Source organism: Sphingopyxis sp., assembly GCF_016463645.1.
Lineage (GTDB): Bacteria > Pseudomonadota > Alphaproteobacteria > Sphingomonadales > Sphingomonadaceae > Sphingopyxis.
On sequence record NZ_JAEMQX010000028.1, the window covers coordinates 25,588 to 39,599 of the forward strand.

General features: G+C 62.4%; 11 protein-coding genes. 4 read left to right on the plus strand and 7 right to left on the minus strand.

Annotation, left to right across the window (positions count from 1 at the left end):
• Nucleotides 1-12 precede the first annotated feature (12 nt).
• A complete protein-coding gene (locus tag JHC57_RS08390) occupies nucleotides 13-1,716 on the plus strand; it encodes an amidohydrolase (RefSeq protein ID WP_294029555.1) in 1,704 nt (567 codons plus the stop codon).
• A gap of 7 nt (nucleotides 1,717-1,723) precedes the next feature.
• Complete coding sequence (locus tag JHC57_RS08395; RefSeq protein WP_294029556.1) at nucleotides 1,724-2,167, plus strand: hypothetical protein; 444 nt, start codon at nucleotides 1,724-1,726, stop codon at nucleotides 2,165-2,167.
• Nucleotides 2,168-2,281: 114 nt separating this feature from the next.
• Here JHC57_RS08395 and JHC57_RS08400 read toward each other — a convergent pair whose 3' ends face one another.
• A complete protein-coding gene (locus tag JHC57_RS08400; RefSeq protein WP_294029557.1) occupies nucleotides 2,282-3,778 on the minus strand; it encodes a CoA-acylating methylmalonate-semialdehyde dehydrogenase in 1,497 nt (498 codons plus the stop codon).
• A gap of 89 nt (nucleotides 3,779-3,867) precedes the next feature.
• Here JHC57_RS08400 and JHC57_RS08405 point away from each other — a divergent pair, with 89 nt between their 5' ends.
• Nucleotides 3,868-4,752, plus strand: coding sequence for a LysR family transcriptional regulator (locus JHC57_RS08405; RefSeq protein ID WP_294029558.1), 885 nt, complete (start codon nucleotides 3,868-3,870; stop codon nucleotides 4,750-4,752).
• 118 nt (nucleotides 4,753-4,870) lie between these two features.
• Here the strand turns inward: JHC57_RS08405 and JHC57_RS08410 are convergent, their stop codons facing one another.
• Genes JHC57_RS08410 through JHC57_RS08430 form a run of 5 tightly spaced genes read right to left on the minus strand, consistent with a single transcriptional unit; the run spans nucleotide 4,871 to nucleotide 11,824 of the window.
• Nucleotides 4,871-6,193 carry an MFS transporter gene (locus JHC57_RS08410; protein ID WP_294029559.1) on the minus strand — a complete coding sequence of 441 codons (1,323 nt, stop codon included), beginning with the start codon at nucleotides 6,191-6,193 and terminating at the stop codon, nucleotides 4,871-4,873.
• Between the two features lie 29 nt (nucleotides 6,194-6,222).
• A complete protein-coding gene (locus JHC57_RS08415; RefSeq protein WP_294029560.1) occupies nucleotides 6,223-7,227 on the minus strand; it encodes an MBL fold metallo-hydrolase in 1,005 nt (334 codons plus the stop codon).
• 48 nt (nucleotides 7,228-7,275) lie between these two features.
• Complete coding sequence (locus tag JHC57_RS08420) at nucleotides 7,276-8,292, minus strand: hydroxyacid dehydrogenase (RefSeq protein WP_294029561.1); 1,017 nt, start codon at nucleotides 8,290-8,292, stop codon at nucleotides 7,276-7,278.
• Entirely contained in the window at nucleotides 8,289-8,978 is a 690-nt protein-coding gene (locus JHC57_RS08425) for an RraA family protein (RefSeq protein WP_294029562.1), read from the minus strand. The genes JHC57_RS08420 and JHC57_RS08425 overlap by 4 nt, the downstream gene beginning before the upstream one ends.
• A 29-nt stretch (nucleotides 8,979-9,007) precedes the next feature.
• Entirely contained in the window at nucleotides 9,008-11,824 is a 2,817-nt protein-coding gene (locus JHC57_RS08430) for a TonB-dependent siderophore receptor (RefSeq protein ID WP_294029563.1), read from the minus strand.
• A 340-nt stretch (nucleotides 11,825-12,164) separates the two neighbouring features.
• On the opposite strand from JHC57_RS08430, the gene JHC57_RS08435 reads away from it, so the two are divergent.
• Complete coding sequence (locus JHC57_RS08435) at nucleotides 12,165-13,145, plus strand: amidohydrolase family protein (protein ID WP_294029564.1); 981 nt, start codon at nucleotides 12,165-12,167, stop codon at nucleotides 13,143-13,145.
• Here the strand turns inward: JHC57_RS08435 and JHC57_RS08440 are convergent.
• Nucleotides 13,130-14,012: helix-turn-helix domain-containing protein (locus tag JHC57_RS08440; RefSeq protein WP_294029565.1), on the minus strand; the 883-nt coding region annotated here is incomplete at its 5' end. The two genes, JHC57_RS08435 and JHC57_RS08440, sit on opposite strands and share 16 nt — an antisense overlap.

Here is a 14,012-nt window from a genome sequence, read left to right on the forward strand (position 1 = left end):
AAGGAGCTATCTATGATGATGACCGCACTTCGCCGTTCGGCGGCAGGGATGCTTCTTGCAACGGCGCTCGGGAGCGTTTCGCTGGCGGCGCAGTCCGCTGGCGAACCGCTCTACGCGGACATCATCTTCACGGGCGGCAAGGTCGTCACCGTCGACAGCGAGGAGCGTATCGTCGACAGCGTCGCGATCCGCGGCAACCGGATCGTCGCTGTCGGCCGGGCGGGCGAGTGGAAGGGACCGGCCACGAAGGTCGTGGACCTGAAGGGGCGCACGATGCTTCCCGGGTTCATCGACGCGCATTCGCATGTCGCGGGCATGGCGAATGTCGAGGCGCATCATGTCAATGTGCAGGTCCCGCCGCTCGCCGACACCAAGGCCATCATCGCGAAGCTGCGCGAGGCGGCCGCGAAGAAGCCCGCGGGTGCCTGGATCATCGGCCAGGGGACCTATAATCAGGTCTTTCCCTCGCGCGAGGAACTGGACGCCGCATTCCCGGACAATCCGGTACGGCTCGACTGGAGCGCCCATGACAAGATGATCAACCACCGCGCCGCCGTGGTCCTCGGGATGGGCCGGGATTTTCCCGATCCGCCGAAGGGATCGATGGGGCGTTACGAGCGGACGGCCGACGGGGAAGTAATGATCATCCGCGACGCCCCCGCGCCGTGGCCGAAGGAAGAATTCACCTATCCCGAGATGAAGGAAGCCGTCCGCGGCGTCCTCAATGACTTCTATCTCGAGAAGGGGGTAACCACCGTCTCGGACATGTCGCCGGGAGAGACCTACCGCGCCTATGCCGAGCTCGGGAACGAAGGCCGGCTGCCGACGCGGATCCGGATGAACTATATTGCGCGCGACAATGCCGCCGCGCAAAAGCTCTTTGACACGGGCATCTTCACCGGGCTCGGAAACGAGTGGTTGCAGGTCGGCGCTCTCAAGCTCTTCATCGATGGCGTGTGGGGCACGACGGCAGCGACATATAAACCGGCGTGGAAGGGATCCGGAACGACCTGGGTGCCCGAGAATTATGGCGGCACCAGCTTCGACCAGGCGACGCTCGACGCCATCATCCTCTCGGCCCGCGGGCACGGCTGGCAGGTCCAGACGCACGCGAACGGCGACCGCGCCCAGGATATGGTGATCAACGCCTTCGAGAATGCCAACAAGCTCGCCCCGAAACCGGGCAGCCGCGATCGCATCGAACATTTTGCGCATTTCCTCACCCAGGACCCCGAGCGCACCGAAGCGCGGCTGAAGCGGATGGTCGACAACGGCATCATTCCCTCGCCGCAGGTCGCGTTCCTGTGGCGCCTGACCGACGTCAACACGAAGGAACCCGACGTCAAATTCTTCCCGCTTCGCGAACTGATCGACCGCGGCATGCATCCACCGGGAGGCGTCGACACCGTCGGAACGCAGAATTTCGCGACGTCGCCGCTGTTCTCGATCGAGCGCGCGGTACGCCGCGACACGAAGTTCGGAACGATCGTGCAGCCCGAGCAGGCAATCACTCCGATGGAAGGCATCAAGATGTTCACGATCTGGTCGGCCGAGGCGAATTTTCTGGAGAAATCGCTCGGCAGCATCGAGGTCGGCAAGCTCGCCGATTTCGTGATCCTCGAAAAGGACCCTCTCGCCGCCCGGCCGGCCGAGATCGACGAAATCCGCGTTTCGATGACGATCCTCGACGGCAAGATCGTCTATGAACGCAAATAGGGCGCTCATGGCTGCCGCCTTCGCGGCGATGCTCCTCCTCGGTCCTGCACCGGTGGCAGCACATGGCGACGGCGATCATGTCGACAGATCCGACGACCCGCACTGGACCTTGTTCGAAACGGTCACGGTCTCGCAGGCACCGCCCGACTATCGGTATCGTGCGGCGATCCCCGCGAGGATCGAGGCGATGGCCGGGCAGGAGATGACGATAAGCGGCTATGCCGTGTCGCTCGGACAGGAAGCCGTGACCGACCATTTCCTGCTCGCGCGCTATTCGCCCGAGTGCCCCTATCATTCCGCTTCACGGCCGAACGAGATGATCGAGGTCCGCCTCGCCCGCCCTGTTCGGCTTCCGCTCGGCCGCGAGATCCGTATCACCGGCCGGTTCGGCCTTCAGGAAAATGGCCACGCCGGCCTCTTCTTCCGTCTGGAAAACAGCGCGCAAAGCTGACGCGCTCCGAACCAACGGCCGGCCACCGCCCGTACATCCTGCACAGATGGGCCTCTCCCCTCGCGGGGGCGACACCGGATGGTGCCGCCCTCGCGCCTTTTTCCCGTGCAAATCCTAGCGCAGCGTCGGAATGACGAAGCTCTGGTCGATGACCTCGCCGCCCGAAGGCCAGCGCTTCGTGACCTTCTTGGCCCGCGTGTAGAAGCGGATGCCGTCCATTCCATATTGGTCGAGGTCGCCGAAGCCCGAGCGCTTCCAGCCGCCGAAACTGTGATAGGCGACGGGCACCGGGATCGGGACGTTGATGCCGACCATGCCGACCTCGACCTGCGATGCGAACCTTTGGGCATAGTCGCCGTTGCGCGTGAAGATGGCGACGCCATTTCCATATTGATGGCGCGAAGGATATTCGATCGCCTCTTCCAGCGTCTCCGCGCGCAGGATTTGGAGCACGGGTCCAAAAATCTCATCCTGATAGGAGCGCATATCGGCGGTGACCCGGTCGATGAGGGTCGGCGCGAGATAATAGCCCGCCTCATGACCCTGCAGTTCGAACCCGCGGCCATCGACGACGATCTCCGCGCCCTCCGCGGCCGCCATCGCGATATAGGCTTCGACGCGCGCCTTGTGCTCCGCGCTCACGACGGGCCCGTAATGCGCGTCGGGGTCGGTCGCGGTGCCGACCCTCAGCTTGGCAATTTCGGACACCAACTTCTCGCGAAGAGCCATAGCAGTGCTCTCTCCGACCGGAGTGACGACGGGGAGCGCCATGCAACGCTCGCCCGCCGAGCCATAGGCGGCGCCGATAATGTCCGCGACCGCCTGATCGAGGTCGGCATCGGGCAGGACGATGCCGTGGTTCTTCGCGCCGCCCATGCATTGCACGCGCTTGCCGGCCGCCGCGCCGCGGCCGTACACATAGTTGGCGATGTCCGACGATCCGACGAAACTCACGGCCTTGATATCCGGGTGATCGAGGATCGCGTCGACCATCTCCTTGTCGCCATGCACCACGTTCAGGATTCCGGCCGGCAATCCGGCCTCGATCGCGAGTTCGGCAAGGCGCACCGGAACCGAAGGATCGCGTTCCGATGGTTTCAGGATGAAGGCATTTCCGCAGGCAATGGCGGGCGCGATCATCCAGAGCGGGATCATCGCGGGGAAATTGAACGGCGTGATCCCCGCCACGACACCGAGCGGCTGGCGCATCGAATAGACGTCGATGCCGGGGCCCGCGCCCTCGCTATATTCGCCTTTCAGCAGATGCGGGATACCGCAGGCGAATTCGACGACGTCGAGCCCGCGCTGGATGTCGCCGCGCGAGTCCGCGAGAACCTTGCCGTGCTCGAGCGACAGCATTTGGGCGAGTTCATCCATGTCGCGTTCGATCAATTCCTTGAGCCGGAACATGACGCGGGCGCGGCGCTGCGGGTTGAGCGCTCCCCATGCCGGTTGCGCGGCCCGTGCATCGTCGACGGCGCGCGCAAGCAGGTCGGCCCCGCCGAGCGGCACCTCGGCCTGAACCTCGCCGATTGAGGGGTCGTAGACGGGTGCGGTGCGGTCGCCTGCCGTCACAGACCGTCCGCCAATGAAATGATCGATGATGCGCATAATTCCTCCTAGTTGAAGGAATCCGGGTTACATCGGCGAGCTTTGCGCTAAAATGCCAACCATCGCTAAACAGGTGTGCAGGAAATCATGTGCTGAGCTCGGATCAGATAGGCGCCTTCCTTGCCGTCGTGCGCGAGGGCAATTGCGTCGCGGCGGCGCGGCGCCTTCGGCTCGATCATTCGACCGTGTCGCGGCGCCTCGCGAGCCTCGAGGCGCAACTTGGAACAAGGCTTTTCGACCGCTCGCCGCGCGGCCTTGCACCCACCGCCGCGGCAAGCGCCTTTCTCGCGCACGCCGAACGGATCGAACGCGAACTGATCATGGCGGCGGATGCCGTGTCGCAGCGCGATGCGCCGATCGCGGGAACGGTGCGCGTCGCCACGCCCGAGATATTCGGATCCGGCTTCCTCGCCCCGCTGATACCCGAACTCTCCAGCCGACATCCCGAGCTGGCCATCGAACTGGTACCGGAATCGCGCGCGACGAGCCTTTCGAAACGCGAAGCGGACATTGCGATCGCGGTACGCCGGCCGGTGGATGGCCGGCTCTTCTCGCGAAAGCTCACCGACTACCGTCTCGGACTATATGCCGCGCCCTCCTACCTCGAGACCTTCGGCAAACCCGCCTCGATCGATGCTCTTTCGGATCACCGTTTCATTTCCTACGTCGACGATCTCGTCGAAGTGCCCGAACTGCTCGTGCTTGGCGGCATGGACCTGAAAGGCAGGGTCGTGTTCCGGGCGAGCACCAGTGCGGCCCAGATTGCGGCGGCAGCGGCGGGGACCGGCCTCGCGATGCTCCACCACATCGCGGTTCGGGACGACCGGAGGCTCGTGCGAGTTCTGGACGAGGAGGTCGAAGCGCGCCGAAGCTACTGGCTCGTGATCCATGCCGACCTTCGCCAACTTCCGCGGGTCCGCGCAGTTGCGGACTTTCTTGCCGAGGCGGTGTCGCACGAACGGGCCAGATTTTAGCGATATTGGCCGTTTGCGGTCGGGCAGCTTTCGGGCATGAAAGGCGAACTTCGGACATTCCGAAAACGTCAGTGCTTTGCGCGCGTGACCAACTGGAACGGACAAGCTCGCCAATGACTTAAGGACTTCGTTTTTCGCTGACGACCGGAACGAGGTCGATGTCGTCCCGCTTGGCACGGCGTTCGATCACAATGATCGAGATCGCGCTTGCCAGCGTGAGAAGCGACAGCGGCGCGAGAGCGAGCGCATAGCTGTCCGTCGCATCATGGACCCAGGCATAGACGTTGACCATCAGGCCGCCACCGATGAGGTTGGCGGTCGCATTGATCGCAGCGATGCCGACCGCGGCGCTCGCGGGGCTGAGCCACCCCGACGCGAGACTCCAGAACGGCCCCTTGAAGCAGTATGCGCCAACAAGGATGCAGGTGAGCATCAACACGACCAACGCAAGCGACGGTGCGAACGCAGCGAGCGCAGTGCTGAGTGTGATGAGGAGCAGCGGAATGGCGGTGTGCCAGCGGCGTTCGCCCGTCCGGTCCGAATGATAGCCCCAGAGGATCATTGCGATTGTCGCCACGCCATAGGGGATCGAGTTGACGAGGCCGGTGGTGAAATCGCTGAGTCCGAAGGACTTGAGGAACTGGGGCTGCCAGACACCGAGCACCGAGCCCGAAGCCGAGGCGCCAGCGCAGGCCAGCACCAGCCCCCAGAACTGAAGATTCTTGAAGACATGCCACTTGGGCTGGTCTGTTTGGCCGCCGGTGGGCCGCTTCGACGAGGACATCTCAGCCTCAAGCCAAGCCTTCTCCTCACCCGACAGCCACTTCGCCTGAGCGGGCCGGTCGGTGAGCATCCAGAGGCAGGCGATGCCAAGGAACGACGCCGGCAGACCTTCAAGGATGAACAGCCAGTGCCAGCCACGCAACCCCCATATGCCGTCCATTGCCAGCAGCGCGCCCGAGAGCGGCGAGGAAATGAAACTAGCGAGAGGGATTGCGACGGCAAACATCGCGAGGATGCGGCCACGATAAGCCGGCGGAAGCCAATAGGTGAGGTACAGGATGATGCCGGGGAAAAAGCCTGCCTCTGCCGCGCCTAATATGAAGCGTAGCACATAGAAGGACGTGGGCCCTTTCACAAAGGCCATGGCGGCCGAGATCAGCCCCCACGTAATCATGATCCGTGCGATCCAGCGCCGCGCCCCGAACTTTTCAAGCGCGAGGTTGCTCGGCACCTCGACGAGAAAATAGGAGACGAAGAAAAGGCTGGCGCCGAAAGCAAATTGCGATTTCGTCAGACCGATATCCTCGGTCATCTGAAGCGATGCCATGCCGACATTGGTCCGGTCGATCAGCGCAAACAGGTAGCAAACGACGAGGAAGGGCAGCAGACGCCACTGCACCTTGCGCATGACGGTCCGTTCGATTTCGTTTGCGACCACGTTCTTGTCCTTACAGTCAGCGGAATGAATTAGTCCCGTAGGCCCTTGGTAATCGCACTGGATTCAACGGCGTCGAGGTATGCCGAGGTGCAGCGTTCGAGGATCTGAAGATTCCTGCGCGACTGGTCTTCGCTCAGCACAAAGGGATTGGGACGGCTCGGGACCAGAATTTCGTCAATGATCCGCGGGATGGTCGCATCGCCCCAGCTATGCGTGTTGAGCGGCACATCGACCTTCAGCTTCTCGGATTCTGCAGTGAACGTCGCAAGCGAATGGATCATCTCGCGGATCGAGGCAGCATTCGGGCGCATACCCTTGCCGCCCCAGAAGGACGCCATATGGCGCCGCCCGTTCGCCTCGACGGGCGCGAAAACCGAGATGGTACCCTTGGTGTGGCCGGGCGTCGGCAAAAGGACAATGTCCGTCTTTCCGAGCTTGAGTGTCATGCGCCCCTTCACCGCAGCGTCGAGCGGCCTCATGGACTCCGGAAAGGACAGCTTCCCATCGCCGAACGGAGCATCGGCACCCGCGACGATCTTCGCGCCGGTCGCGGCCTTGAGCAGCGGCGCACCGGCGAAATGATCGAAATGCTCGTGCGTGACGATGATATATTTAAGGTCGCCGGGTTCGAAGCCCGCCTTCGTCATCCAGTCGAGGATCGCGCGTCCATGCGCTTCGCTGCCTCCGGCATCGACAAGAACCAGACCCTCTGAAGTCCGGATCGCATAGGCTGCAAGATTCAGATAGCCGAGATAATAGACATTATCGAGGATCTTGGTGCCAAACAGGAAATCCGTGGTTTCCATCACGCTCGGACGGAATGGCGCGGGCACCGGATCCACATAATAGCAATGATAATTGCGCATAGCGCGAAGCAGCATGTCATCGCCGGCAATCCGGTCGGCGTCGGCGATCTTCGCGAGCGCCGTCTCGGGCAGCGGCGTTGCTACCGGCTTCGTCTGGCCCGAAGCACTCGCGGCAAGCGCGAATGACAGAAAGGCTACGGTCCCGGCGATCAGACTCTTCTTCGTCATCGTCTCACTCTCCACATCTGTTCGCCGTCAGGCGCGGCGCTTATCAATTTATGCCGCCGAAGGTAGTGCCGACGGTCCTGCTGACTTGGCCGCGTTCACGACAAAAGCCGGATCCAGCTCCCGCCCGGCCAGACAATCGAGCACCTGCGTCATCGCAAGAACACCGACCCGTTCCCCGGCCTCGACCGTACTCGCGCCGATATGCGGGCTGAACACGACGTTCGGCAGACTCCGTAGATCGGCGTCGAGTTCAGGGGGTTCGAACGGGAAAGTATCGAGCCCAGCCCCGCCAATTGCACCTTCGCGAAGCGCAACCGCGAGAGCGCCAAGATCCACGAGCCCGCCCCGCGCGGTGTTGATGAGGATTGCCCCCTTCTTCATGGCGGCGAGTTGCGACGCACCGATCATATTGCGCGTCGCCGGCGTCAGTGGACAATTAAGGCTCACAATGTCACTTTGCGCGATCAAGTCGGCAACATTCGCAGCCACAGCTTCACCAAAATCCGACGGTTCAATATCGATCGGATCATATTTAACGATCTTCATACCGAAACCGCGTCCGATTCCTGCAAGATGCCGACCGATTGCCCCGAAGCCGATGATCCCAAGCGTTTTGCCAAAAAGCTCGGTGCCGAGGAAATGCGGCTTGTCCCAATGGCCATCGCGCATGCGCGCGTCGAGATGGGCAATGCGGCGGGCGACGCCGAGCATCAGCGCAAAGGCCTGCTCGGCAACTGAAATTGCGTTGGCTCCTGCAGCGATCGTCACCGGAATGTTGCGCGCCGCAGCCGCCGCAACATCAATCGTATCGTAACCGACGCCATGCTTCGCAATGATACGGAGTCCGGGGGCGACCGCCATTGCAGCGTCGGTCATTTCACCAAGGCGTACGATCACTCCATCGGGCTCGTGCTGCGAGATGAAGTCGACAAGCTCACTGCCGCGCATATAATGATCGCTCGTGGTAACGATCGCACGCGCCGCTTCCGCCATGTCCATGGCCGGCGCAGCCAGCGACTTGCCGAGAATGACGATCCGCGGCGAGGAATCATTCCGATCGCTCACTGACCGCTTCCGTCCGAAAGTCCCGTACAACCGAGCTTCGCCAGAGCCTGATCGACCCAGCGGCGATCATTCTTCCCGGCCGATATCGCTTCCAACTGTGCGGTCTCCGCCAGATGCTTGGCATGGGCTGCCTGATACACCGCATCGACGTCATCGATCGGCACCGCTACCACACCATCCTCATCGCCGAGGATCAGATCGCCCGGCTTGATTACGAGGCTCCCCATCGCGATCAGCACGTTCACCTCGCCAGGCCCGTCCTTGTAAGGTCCGCGATGCGTGACACCTGCCGCAAAGATCGGGAAGTCATCCTGCGAGATCGAGCCATAGTCGCGGATTGCTCCATTGAGGACGAAGCCGGCAACGCCCTTTTTCTTGGCATAGGCGACCATGAGTTCGCCGATCAGCGCGTTTGTGAGGTCTCCGCCCGCGTCAGCAACGATAACGTCGCCGGGTTCGGCCATGTCGAGTGCCTTGTGGATAAGCAGATTGTCACCGGGCCGGGTCCTCACTGTAAGAGCCCGTCCGGCGAGGATGCCGGCCCGATGCATCGGTCGCAGAGACGGACCTGCGGCCGGAATGCGGTTCATGACGTCGCTTACATTCGCGACGGGTAGCGTCCGAAAGCGCTCGATGTCTGCATCGGTGACGCTCCTGGTTCGCTGGTGAACACTTAGTCCGATCATGAAAAATCCTTATCTTGTCGCTGGCCGGATCAGAATTTGAACCGGATGCCGGCGCGAAAGAGGCGGCCGAAGCTGTCGTGAAGCGTGGTGTTGACCGCGACGGGCACGTTACCGGCCGAAGGATTGATCGGCGGATCGTTGCTCAGAATGTTGCGGACGTTGAGGAACATCTCGATCTGTCCGTCACCGACGTCGGGCTTGAAGCTGATCTGGCCGTCAAGATAGGCTTGCGCCGGGATATGCTGGAGGTCGATGGCCGTCGGGCCGCGCGTCACGTCGTAGCGACCGCCCCCGACATAGCGCATCTGGAGGAAGCCGCCGATACGGTCGGTGTCATAGTTAACCTGCGCGACTCCCTGCCAGCGCGGGAAGTTGCTGAGCCCGACTTCGCCCGCACGGTCGATCGGTGCCGCGCCGGGCGTTGTCTGCTCCTGCTTGCCGATATAGGCGGCGAGCGCGCGTAGGCTCAGGGTCCCTTGGCCGACGCTTGTGCGATAGCCCGCCTCGATGTCGACGCCATTGACCTTGGCCGAAGCGAGATTGATCGGGAAGGCGTTGAAGCGAATGATATTGTTCGATCCGTCGCGCACCACCACCGCGCACGCTGCCGCCACGCCGTCGAAGCACTGATCGACGGCGGTCTGCGCCGCGATCGTACCGATCGCATCGTCGATCTTGATATCGTAATAATCGACCGAGACGTTGAAGCCCGGCAGCCAGGACGGGCTGTAGATCGCGCCGAACGTCAATGTGTCGGCGATTTCCGGCTTCAAATCAGGGTTGCCCGTGTTCAGTGTCGGGATACCGATCACGCGGATTCCGCCATTCACCGGATCGTCGACCGACGAGATGTTCTGGCGTCCGGCCTGAAACAGCTCCGAAAGGTTGGGCGCACGAATGTCGCGCGAGCGCGTGCCGCGGAAGCGCAGATCGTCGAACGGCTTATAACTGAGGCCGACCTTCCAGGTCTTCACCGAACCGCTGGTGCTGTAGTCGGTGATACGGCCGGCGGCGTTGAGATCGAGCTCGCGAACGAGCGGAACGTCGCGCAGCAGCGGCACGACGAGTTCGGCGTAGGCTTCCTTCACATTATAGCGACCGGACCAGGGCGACGGATTACCGAAGAGAAAGGCACCGGTGGGTGAGATTCCATCGGTCGTTACGTTCGCGCGCTCTTTGCGATATTCGCCGCCGACCGCGAAGCTAATCGGTCCGGCCCAGCCTTCGGCGAGCGGCCCGGCCAGGTTGATCGCGGCGACTTCCTGCTCGATCACCGCATGCGACCAGCTCGTGCCGCGCGTATAATCGAGCGCGGCCTCCGAAGGCGCACCGACGCCGAACACGTTGAACGGAACACAGCCGTCGTTCGGATTGGTGAGCGTTGAACGGCAGACGATCTCATCGTTTGCGGGGTTCACTACGGCATCAACGGCTTGGGTGAAGCGCGTCACGATCTCGCTGTTGAGCGTCGCATTGTCCTGCACGGTGCGACCATATTGATAATAGGCGTCCAGCGTCAGCGAACCGAATTTCGCATCGAAGCCGAACACGCCGCGCATCGTTTCGCTGTCGACCTTCGTTTTCACCATTCCGCGTTCTGGCGAGAAGCGAAGCATGGTGAGCGAGGTAACACCGCGCGCGATCATCTCGTCGCGAATGGCTGGCGAAAGATAGGCATTGTCGCGACGGATGGTGATCGGGTTCGAGGTCTGGTGACGGTTCCAGCTGTTATCGACGGTCGAAGTCGATGCGCCATAGAGACCTTCGGCGTAGAGCGTGAAATTGTCCGATACGTCGAAGCTCGCACGGCCGAAGACGCTGCCCCGCTCGAGCGGACGGTTGATTTCCTGGATCAGTTCGCTCGGAATGCCGTCGCCGCCGATCTGCTGCGTCGAGGTCGTGCGCGTCCCGAAATTGTAAGGCGCCGCGATGCCTCCCGGAAGAAACTGGATACCGCGGAAGAAGGCGTTGTTCGCCGCCGTGCCACCAGCGCCCGTCGTGATCAGCCCGCCGAAAGATCCGACAGTCAGGACATTCTGCTCCAGCGTCTGCGCCGGATTGCCGCCCGGATTGGCGATGAAGCCATAGCCTTGCCTCGCCCATTTGCGGGCGCCGGTCTTGATGCCCTTGTTCTTGAAATACTCGCCGCTGAGAAGGATATGGCCGCGGCCATCCGCAAAGGACAGGCCGCCCGACAATGTCGCGCGGAATTCCTGATTGTCGCCCTGCTCGGCGATGCCGGCGTTGACCTCGCCCTTTACGCCTGTGAATTCCTTGTCGAGGATGAAGTTGACGACGCCCGCGACCGCATCCGAGCCATAAGCCGCCGATGCGCCACCAGTTACGACTTCGATGCGCTGGACGATGCCAGCCGGAAGGACGTTGAGATCGACGCTGCCGGTGAGGTTCGTCGAAACCACGCGCCTCCCATCGAGCAGGGTCAGGGTGCGTGTTGCACCGAGCGAGCGCAGATTGAGAAAGCTCTGCCCGCCCATCGTCGTACCGGAGTTGCGCTGCGGCCCCGACATGTTGGTGAGCGCAGGCAATTGGCGCAACGACTCCGCGAGCGTCGAGGGCGAGGATTTGACGAGCTGGTCATTGCCCAGAACGGTCACCGGCGTCGGCGCGGTGAAGCCCGCGCGCGGAACGCGCGACCCGGTGACCACGATATCGCCCGCGGGTTCGGCGGACGCATCGGCCACGGCTTCATCCGGGGTTTCCGCAGCTTCGACAGCTACCGCTTCGCTGTCGTCGGAAACCGTCTGAGCCGCCACGGGCGCGCTCAAGGCCAGCGCCAAAAGCGAAGCGGTGCCCGCCAGAGTCCGGTTGATCGCGATGAACTTCATGTCTCTCTCCCTTGTTGGCCGCCCCGTCTTCGCGAGCCGGCCTTGAACCCTCCAGCCCTCGCGGCGCGTCCGGCGTCCTTGCGGGCACAGACGGACGATGGCTTGATCGCCGATCTCAGCGTCGGCGTGCGAATCGCACTACATAAAACAGAACGGCGTTGCAATTTTTTTTAGAACGCCGTGCCATTTATGTCGATTCTAGCTGATTTCCTTGCAAATCCTGATTGCGATAGCGCGAAATCCGATCTAGCTCTCCGCCATATAAACGGAATTTTTTGATTTTCAGATCGGCGTTCTGAATGCTCTAAGCCGAGATGATTTGATCAAAGGGAGGCGATTGATGGGCAGGAATTGCGAGCCGCAGGGCCGCGGCCGGGGCAATCGGCACAGCATGGCGCGCCGGGAGTTGATGACAATCGGCCTTGCTAGCCTCGCCGCCGCCTGCGTCCCGCGCTCGGAGATTGGGTCACCCTATTCCTCCGGTGCCGCGCGCCCTCTCTTCCGCGTTCCCCGACTGGCGTGCGACAGCCATATTCACATTCTCGAGCCTCGTTTTCCGGCCACGCCCGGCTGGAAGGGCGAACCCGTCGGCGACGCGTCGGTCGCAGCCTATCGACGATTCCAGGCCCGCATCGGGACCGAGCGTGTAATAGTCGTGACGCCGTCGACCTACGGCGCCGACAATAGCGCGACGCTCGATGCCCTGGACCAGTTCGGAGAAAAAGCACGCGGCGTGATCGTGATCGACTGCGACGCACCGCCCGCCGACATCGAATCGATGCGAGCCCGAGGAGTCCGCGGCATTCGCGTCAATTTCGTTTCGCCACAACCTTGGGGTCGGTCCGACGAACGCCGTCTGGTCGCTACGGCGCAGATCGCGGCGGATCTTGGCTGGCATATACAGATTTACGCGAAAGCCGACCAAATCGCCGCCATGGAGCCCGTCATAGCAATGCTTCCCGTCGCCACCGTCATCGATCATCTGGGATCAGTCGATCCGGTCGGCAGAACCGGCAGCCCGGGTCATGCGGCGATCCTCAACCTACTCGCTGGCGGCAAGACCTGGATGAAATTGTCAGGCGCCTATATCTCAAGCAAGGCGGGGCCGCCCTATGGCGACCTGCAGGCGATAGCCGGAAGCTACGTCGCCGCGGCGCCGGAACGAATGCTGTGGGGAAGCGACTGGCCGCACCGCGGGCAGTCGCGCCGCCTCCCCGACGATGCCGCGCTGCTCGACCTGCTCATGCAATGGGCCCCTGGCCGCGAAACACGCCGGCGCATCCTGGTCGACAATCCGGCGGAACTTTACGGCTTCGGCTGATCGCCGTTCGCCGTCCCGATCAGGTCGAGATTGCCGCCGAGCGCGCGGCTTAACTGGCCCGCCGCCCGAAGAACTGTTTCCTGGATGCGCGAAGCCGCTTCCCAGGTCAGGCGGGATATCGGCCCGGTGATAGTCAGCGCACCGACCAGGCGCTGATCCTGACCCAGCACGGGTACCGAAAGCGAGGCTGTGTGCGGCGTGGTGGCGCCAGCCGTATAGAGAGGCAGCACGGGTACGGAGGGTTGCTCCTCGGGCCAGCGTTGGAACAGCTTCAGGATTTGCGCCGACGACGCATTGTCCATCGGACGGAATGAGCCTGGAGCGATATCCAGACGCAGCGCAAGCGGCGAGTTCACTCGAAACTGGCAAAAACGCTGACCATTCTGCTCGGTGTAGAAAGCCGCTGTCTCCTGCGTCTCTTCGGCAAGCGTCCGCAGCACCGGCATGATGATCTTGTCGAGACCCAACGAGGCGTCGTAAATGCTGTGCAGCCGGACGATCTCGCTACCGAGCTGGTAGCTGTCGTCGACCCGCAGGATCAGCCCGGCTTCCTCGAGTGATGTAATGAGCCTGAGGATCGTGCTTTTGACGAGCCCGGTCCGGCGAGCAATCTCCGCGAGTGTCAGCCGATCATCGCCCTGCCGGAAACAGGTCAGGACGCTAAGCGCGCGATTGGCCGACGCGACACCCTCCCCAGCAGCCTGTCGCCTTGCTTCGCTCATCAACGCTCCCTTTTCGCTACGCCGTTCCAAAATTCTATAGTCGAAAAGTAGAATGGTTTGGAAGGCTGCGTTTTGCGTGCAATTGGCCGCTGCACGAACCGCTCCGCGGATTGGTGCTAGCCTCGACGTAAAGCGGCCCAGCGAT